This window comes from Agromyces intestinalis (genome assembly GCF_008365295.1).
Classification (GTDB): Bacteria; Actinomycetota; Actinomycetes; order Actinomycetales; family Microbacteriaceae; genus Agromyces; species Agromyces intestinalis.
Window position 1 is genome coordinate 2235392 of the sequence record NZ_CP043505.1, and the last position, 13996, is coordinate 2249387.

Here is a 13996-nt window from a genome sequence, read left to right on the forward strand (position 1 = left end):
GTTCCGCGAACAGGTCACGGTTGCCGGCCGCGGCGCCTCCCCAGGCCCACTGCGATGCCACCGGCGATCACCAACGCCGCCGCCGCTACCGCGAACCCGGCTCCGCCGAATCCCGATGAGTCGAACCCGGTGGGCGGCAGCTCGGCCGACACCCCGGGCGCGGGTGCTGCGGGCACAGTCACGGTGACCGTCGCGATCGCGGAGGGGTCGCCGTTGCGCAGGAGCTGCTGACCGGTGTAGACGTCTTCGGTCGAGGTGCCCCCTGAGCTGGTCAGGCGCACTGACGCCGTATATTCACCGGGCTGCGTGTACTCGTGCTCGACCACGGGGGTCGATGTGACCAGCGTGGTGCCGTCACCGAAGTCCCACGCGTACTCCGCGATCGACCCGAACTCCACGGTCGAGCCCGACGCGTCGAACGTCACCGGTGAGTTCGGCTCCGACGCCGTCAACCGTGCGATCGGCGCCTGATCCGGCGTCACCGCCAGACCGAGAAGGCCGGAAGCTTCGAACGGGGACTGGGAGAGCGTCGCCAATGTCCCGGCATCGTGCGCGCTCACCAACGGCGTCTCGGACCCGGCCGGCGTCGACCGAGTCGCCGAATAGACACGCGAACCGTCGGGCGTGACTGCGAGATCCCCGGTCTCGTATGGGAAGGGCGTTGAAGTGGTCACCGTCATCGACGTGATGTCGACCGAAGTGAGCTCGGCCGTAACGTCCCCCACCCCGGCCAGCGTGTAGACGTACGCGCCGTCCGGCGCCATCGCAAGTGCCCCGTAGGAGAGATCGAGATCGAGCCTGAGATCGGTGATCTCACCTGTGGTCAGGTCCAGCCGTGTCACCGCAGGCACCCCCGACTCCTCCACCGTTCTGCCGACTTCGCCACTGAGCACCGCGGTCGATCCGTCCGGTGTCAGCACCAGCGCACGCGCGTAGTGGTCGGCCAGCGGAATCGTCCTCACCGGATCGAGCGTTGTCGCGTCGAATGCACGCAACTCGGAGATCGGGTTGAATCGCGTGCCTGCACACAGGAGCCAGACCGTGCCGCCATCAGGGGCGAACGCCACCGCAGCCGCCGATGTGGCATCGCCTGTGCACCCGTCGAAACGCTCGAACGCGCGAGTGGCCACGTCGCCTCGGGCATGCGGCAGCATGACCACCGATCCGTCGGGACTCACGGCCAGTGACCTCGGCGACCCGACGCTTGCGTCCTGCCAGATCATCTCTCCCGTCGACGCGTCGAAAGCCGCGAACCCACCAACCGTTCCCCCGAGGTCGTCCACGAAGGTGCCGAACGAGTACACGGTTCGCGCATCGGGCGAATACGCGAGTGCTGTCACCGTGTAGCCGGGCAGGTTCGTCTGCCTGACCGATCCGTCATCCGCTGTCACGAACCCCAGAGCCCCCCAGTTCCCTTCCCACTCGCCGCCCGGCAGGGGAACGTTGAGACCGGTCACGACCTCCCACGAACGACCCGCGGTAGGGGCCGCCGCGGCCTGCGCGCCCGCAGGAGCCAGCGTCAGCACCGCAAGCGACGCCAGCGCCAGGGCGGAACCGATCCGTCGCACGGTATGTCACCGTCCTTTCGCGCACGCCGATGGTCGTCACCGTATCGTCAGCGATACCCCGCGACAAGGGTGCACGCCTGCCCGGCACGCTTGCGGCCGCGCACGACACGTCACTAGGTTGATCAGCATCGACACGCACGGGGGGCCTGCGATGCGATACCTCGGAGCGGCGCTCGTTGTGGCCACACTCGTCCTGCTCGGAATCGTTCCCACAGCCACAGCCACAGCCACAGCCGCAGCCACAGCCACAGCCGCAACGCCACCCGATGACACGGGTCGCTCGTGGGAAGTCGCGGCGGCGCGTTGGGATTTCATCCGGGGCCCCGGTTCCACCGTGTACACGGGCGCGTTGGCATTTCTGAACGTCGATGACGGCTCGGTGCGTGAACTGCCGTGGGGAGACTACGCGCCCGGTGATGTTGCCTACGCCCCCGATGCTCGGACCCTGTACACCGTGGGCCTGATCAGCATCGGCGATACGATCTTCGATGCTGAGGTGCATCTCGCAGCTCATGATGCGTCCTCCGGTGACGTGAGGTGGACGGTACCCCTCTCTGACAGCCAAGAACGACTGGCGGTCAGCCCCGATGGGTCAATCGCGATAACCACGAACGACAGGATCGATCTGACCACGCGCCAGGTGGTTCCTTTCGACGCGTGCGGCGGGACAGTCAACGACGGTCCGATCGACGTCGCCTTCAGCCCCGACGGCAGCACCGCCTGGATCGTCTGCAGATTCCGCGATCCTGACCGTGCGGAGTTGCGCGCGTTCGACCCCGCGACCCTCGATCTTCTCCGCACCATTGAACTCGCCCACGATGTGACCGGCCGCATCGCGTTGACCCCCGACGGGTCGACGGCGGTGCTCTCGGGCGCGCGGCTGAATCTGCCCGTCTTCAACCAGCGAGCGGTCCGTGTCGATCTCGCAACCGGGGCAGTCGCCGATATCGCCACCGACTCGTCGTTCATGTTGGGGTCGATCTCGATCGCGCCCGACGGCACCCGCGCGTATCTCAGCGTTCAGCAGGCATCGGATGACAGCCAGGACTCGCTGTGGGCTGTGGACATCGCGACGATGACTCTTGCAGCTTCGGGCCCGCTCGAAAACTATGGGACGCATCCGATCGTCACGCCCGACGGTGCGGAGGTCTTCGCGACAGGGTACGGCCCGTGGGGCGAGGCCGGCGAACGTGCCAAAGCGATCTCGGCGCACGACGCTGCCACGCTTACCCCACTCGGCGCGACACCACCGCTCCCAGGCGCCGAGAATCTGGCGGTCACTCCTGACCAAGCGCCGGTGGCGCGGCTGACCGCGTCGGAGCCGAACTCGCCGGTGACGTTCGATGCGTCGGCCTCGACGGTGGAGTTCGGGTCGATTGCGGAGTACGCGTGGGACTTCGGCGATGGCGTGAGCACCGTGACCACGACGCCGACCGTGGAGCATGAGTACGCCGAACCGGGTGAGTTCACCGCGACCGTTCGGTTGACGAGTTCGGGCGGCACGTCGACCGAGGACGTGTACACCGGTCACCAGTTGCTGCGCAACGGCGACGCGTCGGCGGTGGCGACGGTCACGGTCACGGTGCCCGAGCCCGCGGTGCCCGGGTCGGGGGTGGCGGGTGAGTTGCCGCCCGCCGGGTTCAACGGGGCGACGTGGGTGATCGCGGGCATCGGGATGCTGCTGACCGGTGCGCTCGCGGTGGTCATCGTCCGCCGCCGGGTGCAACCCCAACGGAAGGACGCATGATGCGACGAATCGGAGTGGTGTTCGCGATGGTCGCACTGGCACTGCTCGGGATCCCCTCCGCGGCCACGGCCGCCACATCACCCGCCGACGACACGGGCCGCTCGTGGGAGGTTGCCGTATCGTCACTGGCCAGTGACGATACGGCAGGTGAGTACGCACTGAGCTTCCTCAGCGTCGATGACGGTTCGGCGCGTCAGGTCGGGCTGCAGGACTACGACTCCGTAGATGGCCTCGCCTACGCGCCCGACGCGCGCACGCTGTACACCGTCGGTTTCGTCGTCGACGAACTCGATTACGAGCATCAGGCCGTGACAGCCCACGATGCGACGACCGGTGACGTCCTGTGGAGCACAACCGCCGGCGATGCCGGCTCGAGATACTTCCCGATGATCGCCGTGAGTCCGGACGGCGCGGTCGCGATGACAACGGGCAACGACGAGGCCAGGGTAGATCTGGTCACCCGCGCGTCTACGCCGTTCGACGCGTGTGCGGGTGGCTTCGGCTTTGCGACTGGCGCCGCGTTCAGTCCCGACGGCAGAGCCTGGTTCGTGTGCAGGCCCGCACTGCCCGCCGCCGGCATCGAGTTGCGTGCGTATGACGTGGCGACACTCAGCCTGGTCGACACCGTCGAGATCCCAGGCTTCTATCCCCGCGACTCGCGCATCGCTATCACACCCGACGGGTCGACCGCGGTGCTGTCGAACGCGGCACTGGCGACCCCCCCATCGGTAGAAACGACGCTGCGCATCGACCTTGTCACTGGGGCACACGGCGCGATCGAGCAGTTCACCGCCGGAAGCATCGCGCTGTCACCTGACAGCGCCCGAGCTTGGGTCGCAAGCTCTTGGTACGCCGACGACCGCGCACTTCACGCGGTCGATCTCGATGCGACCGCGGTCATTGCCTCACTTCCGCTCGCGGTGGGCACGTTCGCGAACCCCCTCGTCACTCCCGACGGCAGCCGGATCTACATGATCACCGAAGAAAACACAGGCGGTGGGTGGGAGTACGCGGTGTCGCGCCACAACGCCGACACCCTCGCCGTGCTCGGCGATACGCCACTGCCCGGCTTCGGCGTCGACCTGGCGGTCACCCCTGACCAGGCGCCGGTGGCGCGGCTGACCGCATCCGAGCCGAACTCGCCGGTGACGTTCGACGCGTCGGCCTCGACGGTGGAGTTCGGCACGATCGCCGAGTACGCGTGGGACTTCGGCGACGGCGTGAGCACCGTGACCACGACCCCGACCGTGGAGCATGAGTACGCCGAACCTGGCGAGTACACCGCGACCGTTCGGCTGACGAGTTCGGGTGGCACGTCGACCGAGGACGTGTACACGGGCCAGCAGATGTTGCGTAACGGCGACGCGTCGGCGGTCGCGACGGTCACGGTCACGGTTCCCGAGCCCGCGGTGCCCGAGCCCGCGGTGCCCGAGCCCGCGGTGCCCGAGCCCGCGGTGCCCGGGTCGGGGGTGGCGGGTGAGTTGCCGCCCGCCGGGTTCCAGGGGGCGTGGGTGGTGATCGTGGGGTTCGGGATGCTGGTGGCCGGTGCGCTCGCGGTGGTCATCGTCCGCCGCCGGGTGCAACCCCAACGGAAGGACGCATGATGCGACGGACTGGATCGACACGGGCGCTCACCGCACTTGCCGTGGTCGGGATCGCAGCCGCCCCCGCAGCCCCAGCCACGGCCGCCACACCACCAGACGATGACACGGGCCGGTCGTGGGAAGTCGCCGTGGCCTCGTTGGATCTCACCCGTGATCCCTGGACGTTTTCGGGCTCGTTGGCATTTCTGAATATCGATGATGGGTCGTTGCGCCAGACGCCGTGGAGTGACTACGCGCCAAATGCTCTCGCGTACGCGCCGGACGCCCGCACCCTGTACACCGTCGGCGCTGTCGGCGACGCAGAGGTTGCAGAGGTCTCACTCTTCGCTGCTCATGATGCATCCACCGGCGACGTGCTCTGGACCGTGACGGTCTCCGGCTGGGATGACCTGGCGGTCAGTGCCGACGGGTCGGTCGCGATGACCGGGCGCGACAAGATCGATCTGACGACGCACTCCGTCGTGTCGTTCGACCCGTGCGATGAGACCAGCAATCATGACGTTTGGGATGTCGCTCTGACTCCCGATGGCAGCACTGCTTGGTTGGTGTGCGGCCGGTCGGGTTTCGGCAGCCAGTTGCGCGCGTACGATGTCGCCACACTCAGCCTGGTCGACACCATAGAGTTCTCAGCCTTCGTCGGCGGCGGCATCGCCATCACCCCCGACGGGTCGACCGCCATGCTCTCGCCGCTGTACGGATGGTACGTACTTCGCGTCGATCTGGCCACCGGTGCCGTCGCTGACCTGGCGACCGACTTGTTGTTGTCCGGGTCGGTCTCGATCTCACCCGACGGCACTCACGCCTACTTCGCCTCGAGCAGGGTTTTCGACGTCTCGGGTGCGCTGCACGCGGTCGATATCGCCACGATGAGCATCACCGCGTCGGGTCGGCTCGTGAACTACGGGACGGATCCGATCGTGTCACCCGACGGCGACCACGTCTTCGCCGTCGGGCGAGAGGAGTGGGACACGATCGAGGGGATCTCGACGCACGATGCTGCCACTCTCACCCCACTCAGTCATACGCCGCTCGACGACGCCCTCTCCTTCCGCCTGACGATCACCCCTGATCAGGCGCCGGTCGCGCGGTTGACCGCGTCGGAGCCGAACTCGCCGGTGACGTTCGACGCGTCGGCCTCGACGGTGGAGTTCGGGTCGATTGCCGAGTACGCGTGGGACTTCGGCGACGGCGTGAGCACCGTGACCACGACCCCGACCGTGGAACACGAGTACGCCGAACCTGGTGAGTTCACCGCGACCGTTCGGCTGACGAGTTCGGGTGGCACGTCGACCGAGGACGTGTACACGGGTCACCAGTTGCTGCGTAACGGCGACGCGTCGGCGGTCGCGACGGTCACGGTCGCGGTTCCCGAGCCCGCGGTGCCCGAGCCCGCGGTGCCCGGGTCGGGGGTGGCGGGTGCGTTGCCGCCCGCCGGGTTCAACGGGGCGACGTGGGTGATGGCGGGCATCGGGATGCTGGTGGCCGGTGCGATCGCGGTGGTCATCGTCCGCCGCCGAGTGCAACCCCAACGGAAGGACGCATGATGCGACGGATCGGAACGACAGCAGCCCTGGCGGTGCTCGCCGTGCTCGCCGTCACCCCCGCGGCCACCGCCGCGGCCCCGCCACCCGATGACACCGGCCGCTCGTGGGAAGTCGTGGCCTCCCTTCGCTTCCCGACGGCAGACGGCGAACAGATCGGCGTCGGCGCACTGGCGTTCCTCAGCGTCGATGACGGTTCCCTGCGGCAGACGACCTGGCCCGACGACCTACCCACCGGGCTCATGTTCACGCCAGACGCCCGTGCGCTCTATAGCACCGGGGACAATGTGACCGATGACGGCGAGGTGTCAGAGTGGTTCTCCGCGTTCTCGGCACGCGATGCGGCAACGGGTGAAGTGGACTGGTCGATCACCCGGATCAGCAGCTTCATTGAGGTGGCGCTGAGCCCCGACGCGTCCATCGCCGCGACCGGATCGAGCTTGGTGAACCTCGAGACGCGCGCGGTTGATCGGTTCGACGCGTGCGTCGGTCAGGCGCCGTTCTTCTATGCGACGGCGTTCAGCCCCGACGGCGGCACGATCTGGTACTTGTGCCGGGGTTTGCGCCCCTCTCCCGACACCGAACTGCGTGGGTACGACGTGGCAACGCTCGCCCCGACCGCGACGTTCGTGCTCACGAACCACCGCCTGGATCGGATCGTTCTCACCCCAGACGGGTCGGTCGCCGTATCGACGGGTGATCGGGTTGCCGACGATGGGTCGGTTGTGCCGGTCGTCACCCGCATCGATCTGGCAACGGGCGCACTCACAGACCTCGCGTTCGAGCACGATCTCGGCTTGGACGCTGCGGTCTCGCCCGACGGTGCCCGCGCGTACATCAGCGAACGCTCCGATGACGACTTCGAGGGTGTGCTTCATGCGATCGATCTGGCCACCATGACGACCGCGGTCTCCGCTCCGCTCGCCGACAATGGCGTACTTGGTGCTGTACTCGCCGTGACCCCCGACGGTGCTCGCGTGTACGCAGCCTCGCATTTGGATGAGACCTTGGACGAGCCCGACCAGATACGCCTGTCAGCACACGACGCAGATACGCTGGCCGTGCTGAGCGAGACGTTCCGGGAATCCGACGTGGCCTTCGACCTCACGGTCACCCCTGACCAGGCGCCGGTCGCGCGGTTGACCGCGTCGGAGCCGAACTCGCCGGTGACGTTCGACGCGTCGGCCTCGACGGTGGAGTTCGGGTCGATTGCCGAGTACGCGTGGGACTTCGGCGATGGCGTGAGCACCGTGACCACGACGCCGACCGTGGAGCATGAGTACGCCGATCCTGGTGAGTTCACCGCGACCGTTCGGTTGACGAGTTCGGGTGGTACGTCGACCGAGGATGTGTACACGGGCCAGCAGATGTTGCGTAACGGCGACGCGTCGGCGGTGGCGACGGTCACGGTCGCGGTTCCCGAGCCCGCGGTGCCTGGGTCGGGGGTGGCGGGTGAGTTGCCGCCCGCCGGGTTCAACGGGGCGACGTGGGTGATGGCGGGCATCGGGATGCTGGTGGCCGGTGCGATCGCGGTGGTCATCGTCCGCCGCCGGGTGCAACCCCAACGGAAGGACGCATGATGCGACGAATCGGAACGGCAGCAGCCCTCGCGGTGCTCGCCGTGCTCGCCGTCACCCCCGCGGCCACCGCCGCGGCCCCGCCCCCCGATGACACCGGCCGCTCGTGGGAAGTCGCCGGGATGCTGCCGTTCGCAAGCCAGGGAGACATCTCGGCGCTGGCCATGATGAACACCGGCTCGGGCGCGGTACGTCAGGCGCAGTTCCCGGACTACTTTGCTTTCAACGCCGCGTACTCTCCGGATGCCCGCACGGTGTACGGAACCGGCTACGTCTGGGATTCGCTGGGCGCGGTGTTCGCAGCTCACGACGCGGCAACCGGCGACATCCTCTGGCAGGTTCGCACTGATGAGGGCCAGTCGGGTCGGGCGCTGGCGGTGAGTCCAGACGGATCCGTCGCGATGACCGGGTGGGCTGCGGTGGATCTCGTCACGCACGAGGTCGAGACCTTCTCTCCCTGCGGCGATGACAGCATTCCCTATGCCGTGGCCATCAGCCCGGATGGCAGCACGGCGTGGCACACCTGCAGTTTTGACGACCCAACTCCGAATCTCGAACTGCGGGCGTATGACGTTGACACCCTGGCACCGGTTGAAACCATTCGGATCCCCGGGCACTACCCGGGAGTGGCACAGGGCATTGAGATCACACCCGACGGTTCGACTGCCATGATCTCCAGGAGCTATCAGGCGACCGGTGAACACACGAGTATTCCGGTCGTGCTGCGGGTCGATCTGACGACCGGAACGTACGCGACCCTCGAGCTGGACACCAGGAACACCATCTCGATCTCGCCGGACGGCACCCACGCCTACGTCGCTGCCTCCAACCCGGGCTCCGCTCTCGATACGGGAGTGGACGAAGACCCGCCCCCCGACCACCGCGGCGATGAAGCTCCCATCCCCGCCGCCGTCACCGTTGCGCTGTGCGCAATCGACATCGCCACCCTGACCGTCACGGTCTCGGTGCCGCTCAACGCGGTCCACGCAGATCCCGCAGTGAGTCCCGACGGGGCACACGTCTACGCCGCGACCTGGGATCTGGACGGACCGGCAGGCGCACGTTCCGGCATCTCCACGCACGAAACCGCATCGCTGGCCAGACTCCGAGACACACCGGTCGCTGACCGGAGCATCCGAACACTGGCGATCACCCCCGACCAGGCTCCGATCGCGCGACTGACCGCCTCCGAACCGAACTCGCCCGTCACGTTCGACGCCTCCGCCTCGACGGTCGAGTTCGGCACCATCTCCGAGTACGCGTGGGACTTCGGCGATGGCGCGAGCACCGTGACCACGACGCCGACCGTGGAACACGAGTACGCCGAACCGGGTGAGTTCACCGCGACCGTTCGGTTGACGAGTTCGGGCGGCACGTCGACCGAAGACGTGTACACCGGCAAGCAGCTGCTGCGTAACGGCGACGCGTCGGCGGTCGCGACGGTCACGGTGACGGTGCCGGCTGCGGTGTCGACGAAGCTGCCGCCGACCGGGTTCCAGGGTGCGTGGGTGGCGATCGTGGGGTTCGGGATGCTGGTGGCCGGCGTGACGGCGGTCACACGACGCCGAGTTCAACATGGACGAGAGGGCGCATGATGCGACGAATCGGTGCGGTGCTCGCGGTGACTGGACTGGCACTGGTGGTGGTCGCCCCCGCGGCCACGGCCACGGCCGCCACGCCACCAGACGACGACACGGGCCGGTCGTGGGAAGTCGCAGCGACGCGTGGGTACCTCGACCGCAGCACAGGTTCCAATGTGTGGACGGGCGCGGTGGCGTTGCTGAACGTCGACGACGGCTCGGTGCGTGAGTCGCCGTGGGGCGATTACCTGCCAGGCTATGTGGCGTACGGTCCCGACGCCCGCACGCTATACACGATTGGCTCGGTCGACGGTCCGAGCGGCGAGGATGAGCTGCTTTTCGCGGCTCATGATGCATCCTCGGGCGACGTGCTCTGGACGTCGACCATCTCCAGCTATTTCGGACTTGCTGTCAGCCCCGACGGGTCGGTCGCGATGACCGCGCGCGACAAGATCGATCTGGCAACGCACGAGGTGGTCTCGTTCGAGCCCTGCGTCGAGACCGTGGCTGATGCGCCCGTCGACGTGGCCTTCAGCCCCGACGGCAGCACTGCCTGGATCGTCTGCAGGTTCTGGGACGGTGGTGCTCCTTCACAGCTGCGCGCGTACGACGTGGCCACACTGAGCCTGATCGACACCATCGAGCTGACCCCCGAGGGCACCGGCGGGATCACCGATGTCCTCGGAGGCATCGCCATCACCCCCGACGGGTCGACCGCCATGCTCTCCGGCGCGTGGTTGCGTTCCGTGGATCCCATCTTCAATCAGCGGGCACTTCGCGTCGATCTCGCAACCGGGACGGTAGCCAGCATCGTCACCGACTCGTCGTCCATGCTCGGGTCGGTCTCGATCTCGCCCGACGGCACCCGCGCGTACCTCAGCACCCAGCAATTCTTTGGAGGAGAGCAGAGCGCACTTTGGTCGCTCGATGTCGCGACGATGACGCTCGCCGCTTCGAGCCCGCTCGAAAACTATGGGACGTATCCGATCGTCACGCCCGACGGTGCGAAGGTCTTCGCGACAGGGTACGGCCCGTGGGGCGAGGCCGGCGAACGCGTCGCTGGGATCTCGGCGCACGACGCTGCCACACTCGCCCCGCTCGGCGCGACACCACTCCCAGGCGCCGGGAATCTGACGATCACCCCCGATCAGGCGCCGGTGGCGCGGCTGACCGCCTCGGAGCCGAACTCGCCGGTGACGTTCGACGCGTCGGCCTCGACGGTGGAGTTCGGCACGATCGCCGAGTACGCGTGGGACTTCGGCGACGGCGTGAGCACCGTGACCACGACCCCGACCGTGGAACACGAGTACGCCGAACCTGGCGAGTACACCGCGACCGTTCGGCTGACGAGTTCGGGTGGCACGTCGACCGAGGACGTGTACACGGGTCACCAGTTGCTGCGTAACGGCGACGCGTCGGCGGTCGCGACGGTCACGGTCACGGTTCCCGAGCCCGCGGTGCCCGAGCCCGCGGTGCCCGGGTCGGGGGTGGCGGGTGCGTTGCCGCCCGCCGGGTTCAACGGGGCGACGTGGGTGATCGCGGGCATCGGGATGCTGCTGACCGGTGCGATCGCGGTGGTCATCGTCCGCCGCCGGGTGCATCCCCAACGGAAGGACGCATGATGCGACGGATCAGATCGGCATCCGCGCTGGCGGCACTGGCCGCACCTGCGGTGCTCGGGATCACTCCCGCAGCCACCGCCGCCATACGACTCGGGAGGTGTGCCGGCGCCGGGCGGCTCCACGCCCGATGAGGCAGGGTAGTGGCTCTCGACCGCACTCCGCTCACCCGATGAGGCTCGGTTGCAGGTCGCGCACCGTGCGGAAGTGCGTCATGCGTGTCACGCCGATCGCGGCGACGACGAGCGCGGCAGCGAGCCATCCGATCAGCACGAGTGCGTCGCCGCCGGCGCGCGCGAGGTCGCCGTCGTACATGACCTGCCGCATCGCGTCGACGACGTACCCCATGGGCAGCACGTGGTGCAGCCAGGCGAGTGGGGCAGGCAGCGTCTGCCAGGGGAACGTGCCGCCCGCGGTCACGAGCTGCAGCACCATGAGCACGAGCCCGATGAACTGCCCGACCGACCCGAGCCAGACGTTCAGCGCGAGGATGATCGCCGCATAGGTCGCCGATGCGACGAGCAGCACGCCGACGGCCAGGCCGGGGTGCGCGATGCGGAACCCGAGCGCGCCGGCGAGCACGAGGAACAGCGACACCATCTGCACCGCCCCGAGCACGGCGGGTGTGAGCCATCCGGCGAGCGTGACGCGCACGGGCGAGTGCAGCGCCGTCACAGCGCGCCGCGACACAGGCTTCACGATGAGGAACAATGCGTAGATGCCGATCCAGCCGGCGAGTGCGGCGAAGAACGGCGCGAGCCCGGCGCCGTAGCTGCCCGCCGCGGTGACCGCGCTGGTCTCGAGGTCGACCGGGTCGGCGATGGTCGCGGCCTGCGCGGCGCGGGTCGCGGCGTCGGTGTCGGGAATCCGCTCGGCGCCGTCGGTGAGGGCGCCGTGCAGGTCGTCGGCGCCGGTGGCGAGCTCGCCCAGGCCGGTCGCGAGCGCGGCGCTGCCGTCGCGCAGCTGCACGGCCCCGGCGGCTGCGGTGGATGCACCGTCGGCGAGTTGTGCGGCCCCCGTTGCGAGATCGGATGCTCCGGCCGCAGCCTCGCTCGTGCCGGCCGCGAGTCGGGAAGCGCCGTCCGCGACCTGCCGGCTGCCGTCGGCGAGCGCGTCGATCTTCCCGACGACCTCTTGCACCCGGCCGTTGCCGTCGGCGACGCGGTCGGCGAGCGGGTCGAGCTTCGCGAGTACCGCGTCGATGGTCGCCTGGTCGACCCCGCGTGCGGCGAGCTCCTCGGCGATCGCCTGTCGCGCTTCGGGCACGCGGGCGGCGGCGTCGGCGACCGCGTCGCCCACCTGGTCGGCGGATGCCGCGAGCTGCGCGTTGCCGTCGGCGACCTGTGCGGCGCCGGCGTCGAGGTCGGATGCCCCGGCGGCCAGCTGCGCGGTTCCGTCGACGAGCCGGGCCGAGCCGTCGGCGAGCTGTGCGCTGCCAGCTGCGAGCGCTGCCGTGCCGTCGGCGAGGGCGGCGGATCCGGTCGCCAGCTGCGCCGAGCCGTCGACCGCGGACACCGCGCCGTCGGCGAGGCGGCCGGCCCCGTCGGATGCCTCGACGAGCCCCGACCGGATCTCGCTGATCGACGTGAGCAGGGTGTCGGCGGCCTCGCGGTTCACCTGCTGGGCGACGGCCGCACGGATCCGCTCGACGGCCTGCGTGCCGATGGTGGTCGCGAGGTAGCTGTTGGCGTCGCTCGTCGAGAGCACGAGCTGCGCCTGTCGCGGAGCATCCGTCGACACCGAGGCGAGCGCCTCGGAGAAGTCTTGGGGGATGGTGACCGAGAAGTCGTACCGCGAGTGGTCGAGGCCGTCGGCGGCTTCGGCGTCGCTGACGACGTGCCAGTCGAACGCCCCGTCGGCGACGAGCTCGTCGGCAACCTCCTCGCCGACGTTGCGCACGCCGTCGGTCGCGTCGGCGTCTGGCGTGCCGACGTCGTCGACCACGAGTGCGACCGGCACCTCGGGGAACTTCGCGTACGGGTCCTGGTTCGCCCAGAGGTACAGCCCGCCGTAGAGCACGGGCACCGCGAGCAGCGCGACGAGCGCGATGCGTGACATCCGGGTCGCCGTGAGCCGGCGGAACTCGGCCGTGATGAGCTGCGGGATCTTCACGCGAGCCCTCCTTCGGCGAGCAGCAGGTCGTCGGCATCGTCGGCGTCGTCGGGTCCGTTCAGGCGGTCGAGCATCGCGGCCGCGCCGATCGCGGCGGCCGACGCGTCGCCCGCGATGACGAGCACGGCGAATCCGCGGTCGGCGAGGTCGCGGGCGAGGGTCCACCACTCGACCGGGTCGCCGCCGTGGCGGTCGGGTGAGACGAGCACGAGCCCCTCGACGCCGTCACGCAGAATGGCCAGTTCGGTGAGCAGTCGCAGTCGAGCGGCGGGTGCGACGGTGGCGATCGGATGTCTCGCCAGCTGCCGTAGCGCGAGGTCGTCGAGCCAGCGCGCGACCGAAACCGGGTTCGAGGGGATGCCGGCGAACACGAGCTCCTCGGCCGCTACCCCGGCGACCGTGACGTCGGGGGCCGGGTCGGAGACCGCGGGCGCGTCGATGAGCGCGATCCGGCGACGGATGGTGCCCGACCCGGCGCGACCGTCGATGGTGACGGTGCCGGTGTCGGGGCGCATGCGGCCCGACGCGATGAGCCCGAGCACGGTGGGGCGCTGTTCGGTCTCGGCGCGCACGAGCGTCGCGCGGCCCGACTCGAAGCCGACGGTCGTGGCGGGCAGCACCTGCCCGTTGCGGCCCTTGCTCACGCCG

At 69.0% G+C, this 13996-nt stretch carries 9 protein-coding genes; 6 read left to right on the forward strand and 3 right to left on the reverse strand.

Going from position 1 to position 13996, the window contains the following annotated elements:
* Nucleotides 1-14: 14 nt before the first annotated feature.
* Nucleotides 15-1568 carry a PKD domain-containing protein gene (locus tag FLP10_RS10210; protein WP_149160758.1) on the reverse strand — a complete coding sequence of 518 codons (1554 nt, stop codon included), beginning with the start codon at nt 1566-1568 and terminating at the stop codon, nt 15-17.
* A 349-nt stretch (nt 1569-1917) separates the two neighbouring features.
* On the opposite strand from FLP10_RS10210, the gene FLP10_RS10215 reads away from it, so the two are divergent.
* The 6 genes from FLP10_RS10215 to FLP10_RS10240 all read left to right on the forward strand — a co-directional run bounded on the left by FLP10_RS10215 (nt 1918) and on the right by FLP10_RS10240 (nt 11239).
* Nucleotides 1918-3315, forward strand: coding sequence for a PKD domain-containing protein (locus FLP10_RS10215; RefSeq protein WP_168209164.1), 1398 nt, complete (start codon nt 1918-1920; stop codon nt 3313-3315).
* Complete coding sequence (locus FLP10_RS10220; protein ID WP_149160760.1) at nt 3312-4919, forward strand: PKD domain-containing protein; 1608 nt, start codon at nt 3312-3314, stop codon at nt 4917-4919. Before FLP10_RS10215 ends, FLP10_RS10220 begins: the two co-directional genes overlap by 4 nt.
* A 128-nt stretch (nt 4920-5047) precedes the next feature.
* Complete coding sequence (locus FLP10_RS10225; protein ID WP_210418376.1) at nt 5048-6463, forward strand: PKD domain-containing protein; 1416 nt, start codon at nt 5048-5050, stop codon at nt 6461-6463.
* The gene (locus FLP10_RS10230; protein ID WP_149160762.1) at nt 6460-8040 is read left to right on the forward strand and encodes a PKD domain-containing protein; all 1581 of its coding nucleotides are present in this window, start codon (nt 6460-6462) and stop codon (nt 8038-8040) included. The genes FLP10_RS10225 and FLP10_RS10230 overlap by 4 nt, the downstream gene beginning before the upstream one ends.
* The gene (locus tag FLP10_RS10235) at nt 8037-9632 is read left to right on the forward strand and encodes a PKD domain-containing protein (protein WP_149160763.1); all 1596 of its coding nucleotides are present in this window, start codon (nt 8037-8039) and stop codon (nt 9630-9632) included. Before FLP10_RS10230 ends, FLP10_RS10235 begins: the two co-directional genes overlap by 4 nt.
* Nucleotides 9629-11239 (forward strand): PKD domain-containing protein, encoded by a 1611-nt coding sequence (locus FLP10_RS10240; RefSeq protein WP_149160764.1) that lies wholly within the window; start codon nt 9629-9631, stop codon nt 11237-11239. Before FLP10_RS10235 ends, FLP10_RS10240 begins: the two co-directional genes overlap by 4 nt.
* A 162-nt stretch (nt 11240-11401) precedes the next feature.
* On the opposite strand, the gene FLP10_RS10245 is transcribed toward FLP10_RS10240, so the two are convergent.
* Nucleotides 11402-13348: a YhgE/Pip domain-containing protein gene (locus FLP10_RS10245; RefSeq protein WP_149160765.1), complete on the reverse strand. Its 1947-nt coding sequence runs from the start codon at nt 13346-13348 to the stop codon at nt 11402-11404.
* The gene (locus FLP10_RS10250; protein WP_210418377.1) at nt 13345-13992 is read right to left on the reverse strand and encodes a hypothetical protein; all 648 of its coding nucleotides are present in this window, start codon (nt 13990-13992) and stop codon (nt 13345-13347) included. The genes FLP10_RS10245 and FLP10_RS10250 overlap by 4 nt, the downstream gene beginning before the upstream one ends.
* Between the last annotated feature and the right edge of the window lie 4 nt (nt 13993-13996).

Coding starts and splice junctions, on each gene's coding strand:
- FLP10_RS10220 (WP_149160760.1), top strand. CDS start 3,312: ATGATGCGACGAATCGGAGTGGTGTTCGCGATGGTCGCACTGGCACTG.
- FLP10_RS10230 (WP_149160762.1), top strand. CDS start 6,460: ATGATGCGACGGATCGGAACGACAGCAGCCCTGGCGGTGCTCGCCGTG.
- FLP10_RS10235 (WP_149160763.1), top strand. CDS start 8,037: ATGATGCGACGAATCGGAACGGCAGCAGCCCTCGCGGTGCTCGCCGTG.
- FLP10_RS10240 (WP_149160764.1), top strand. CDS start 9,629: ATGATGCGACGAATCGGTGCGGTGCTCGCGGTGACTGGACTGGCACTG.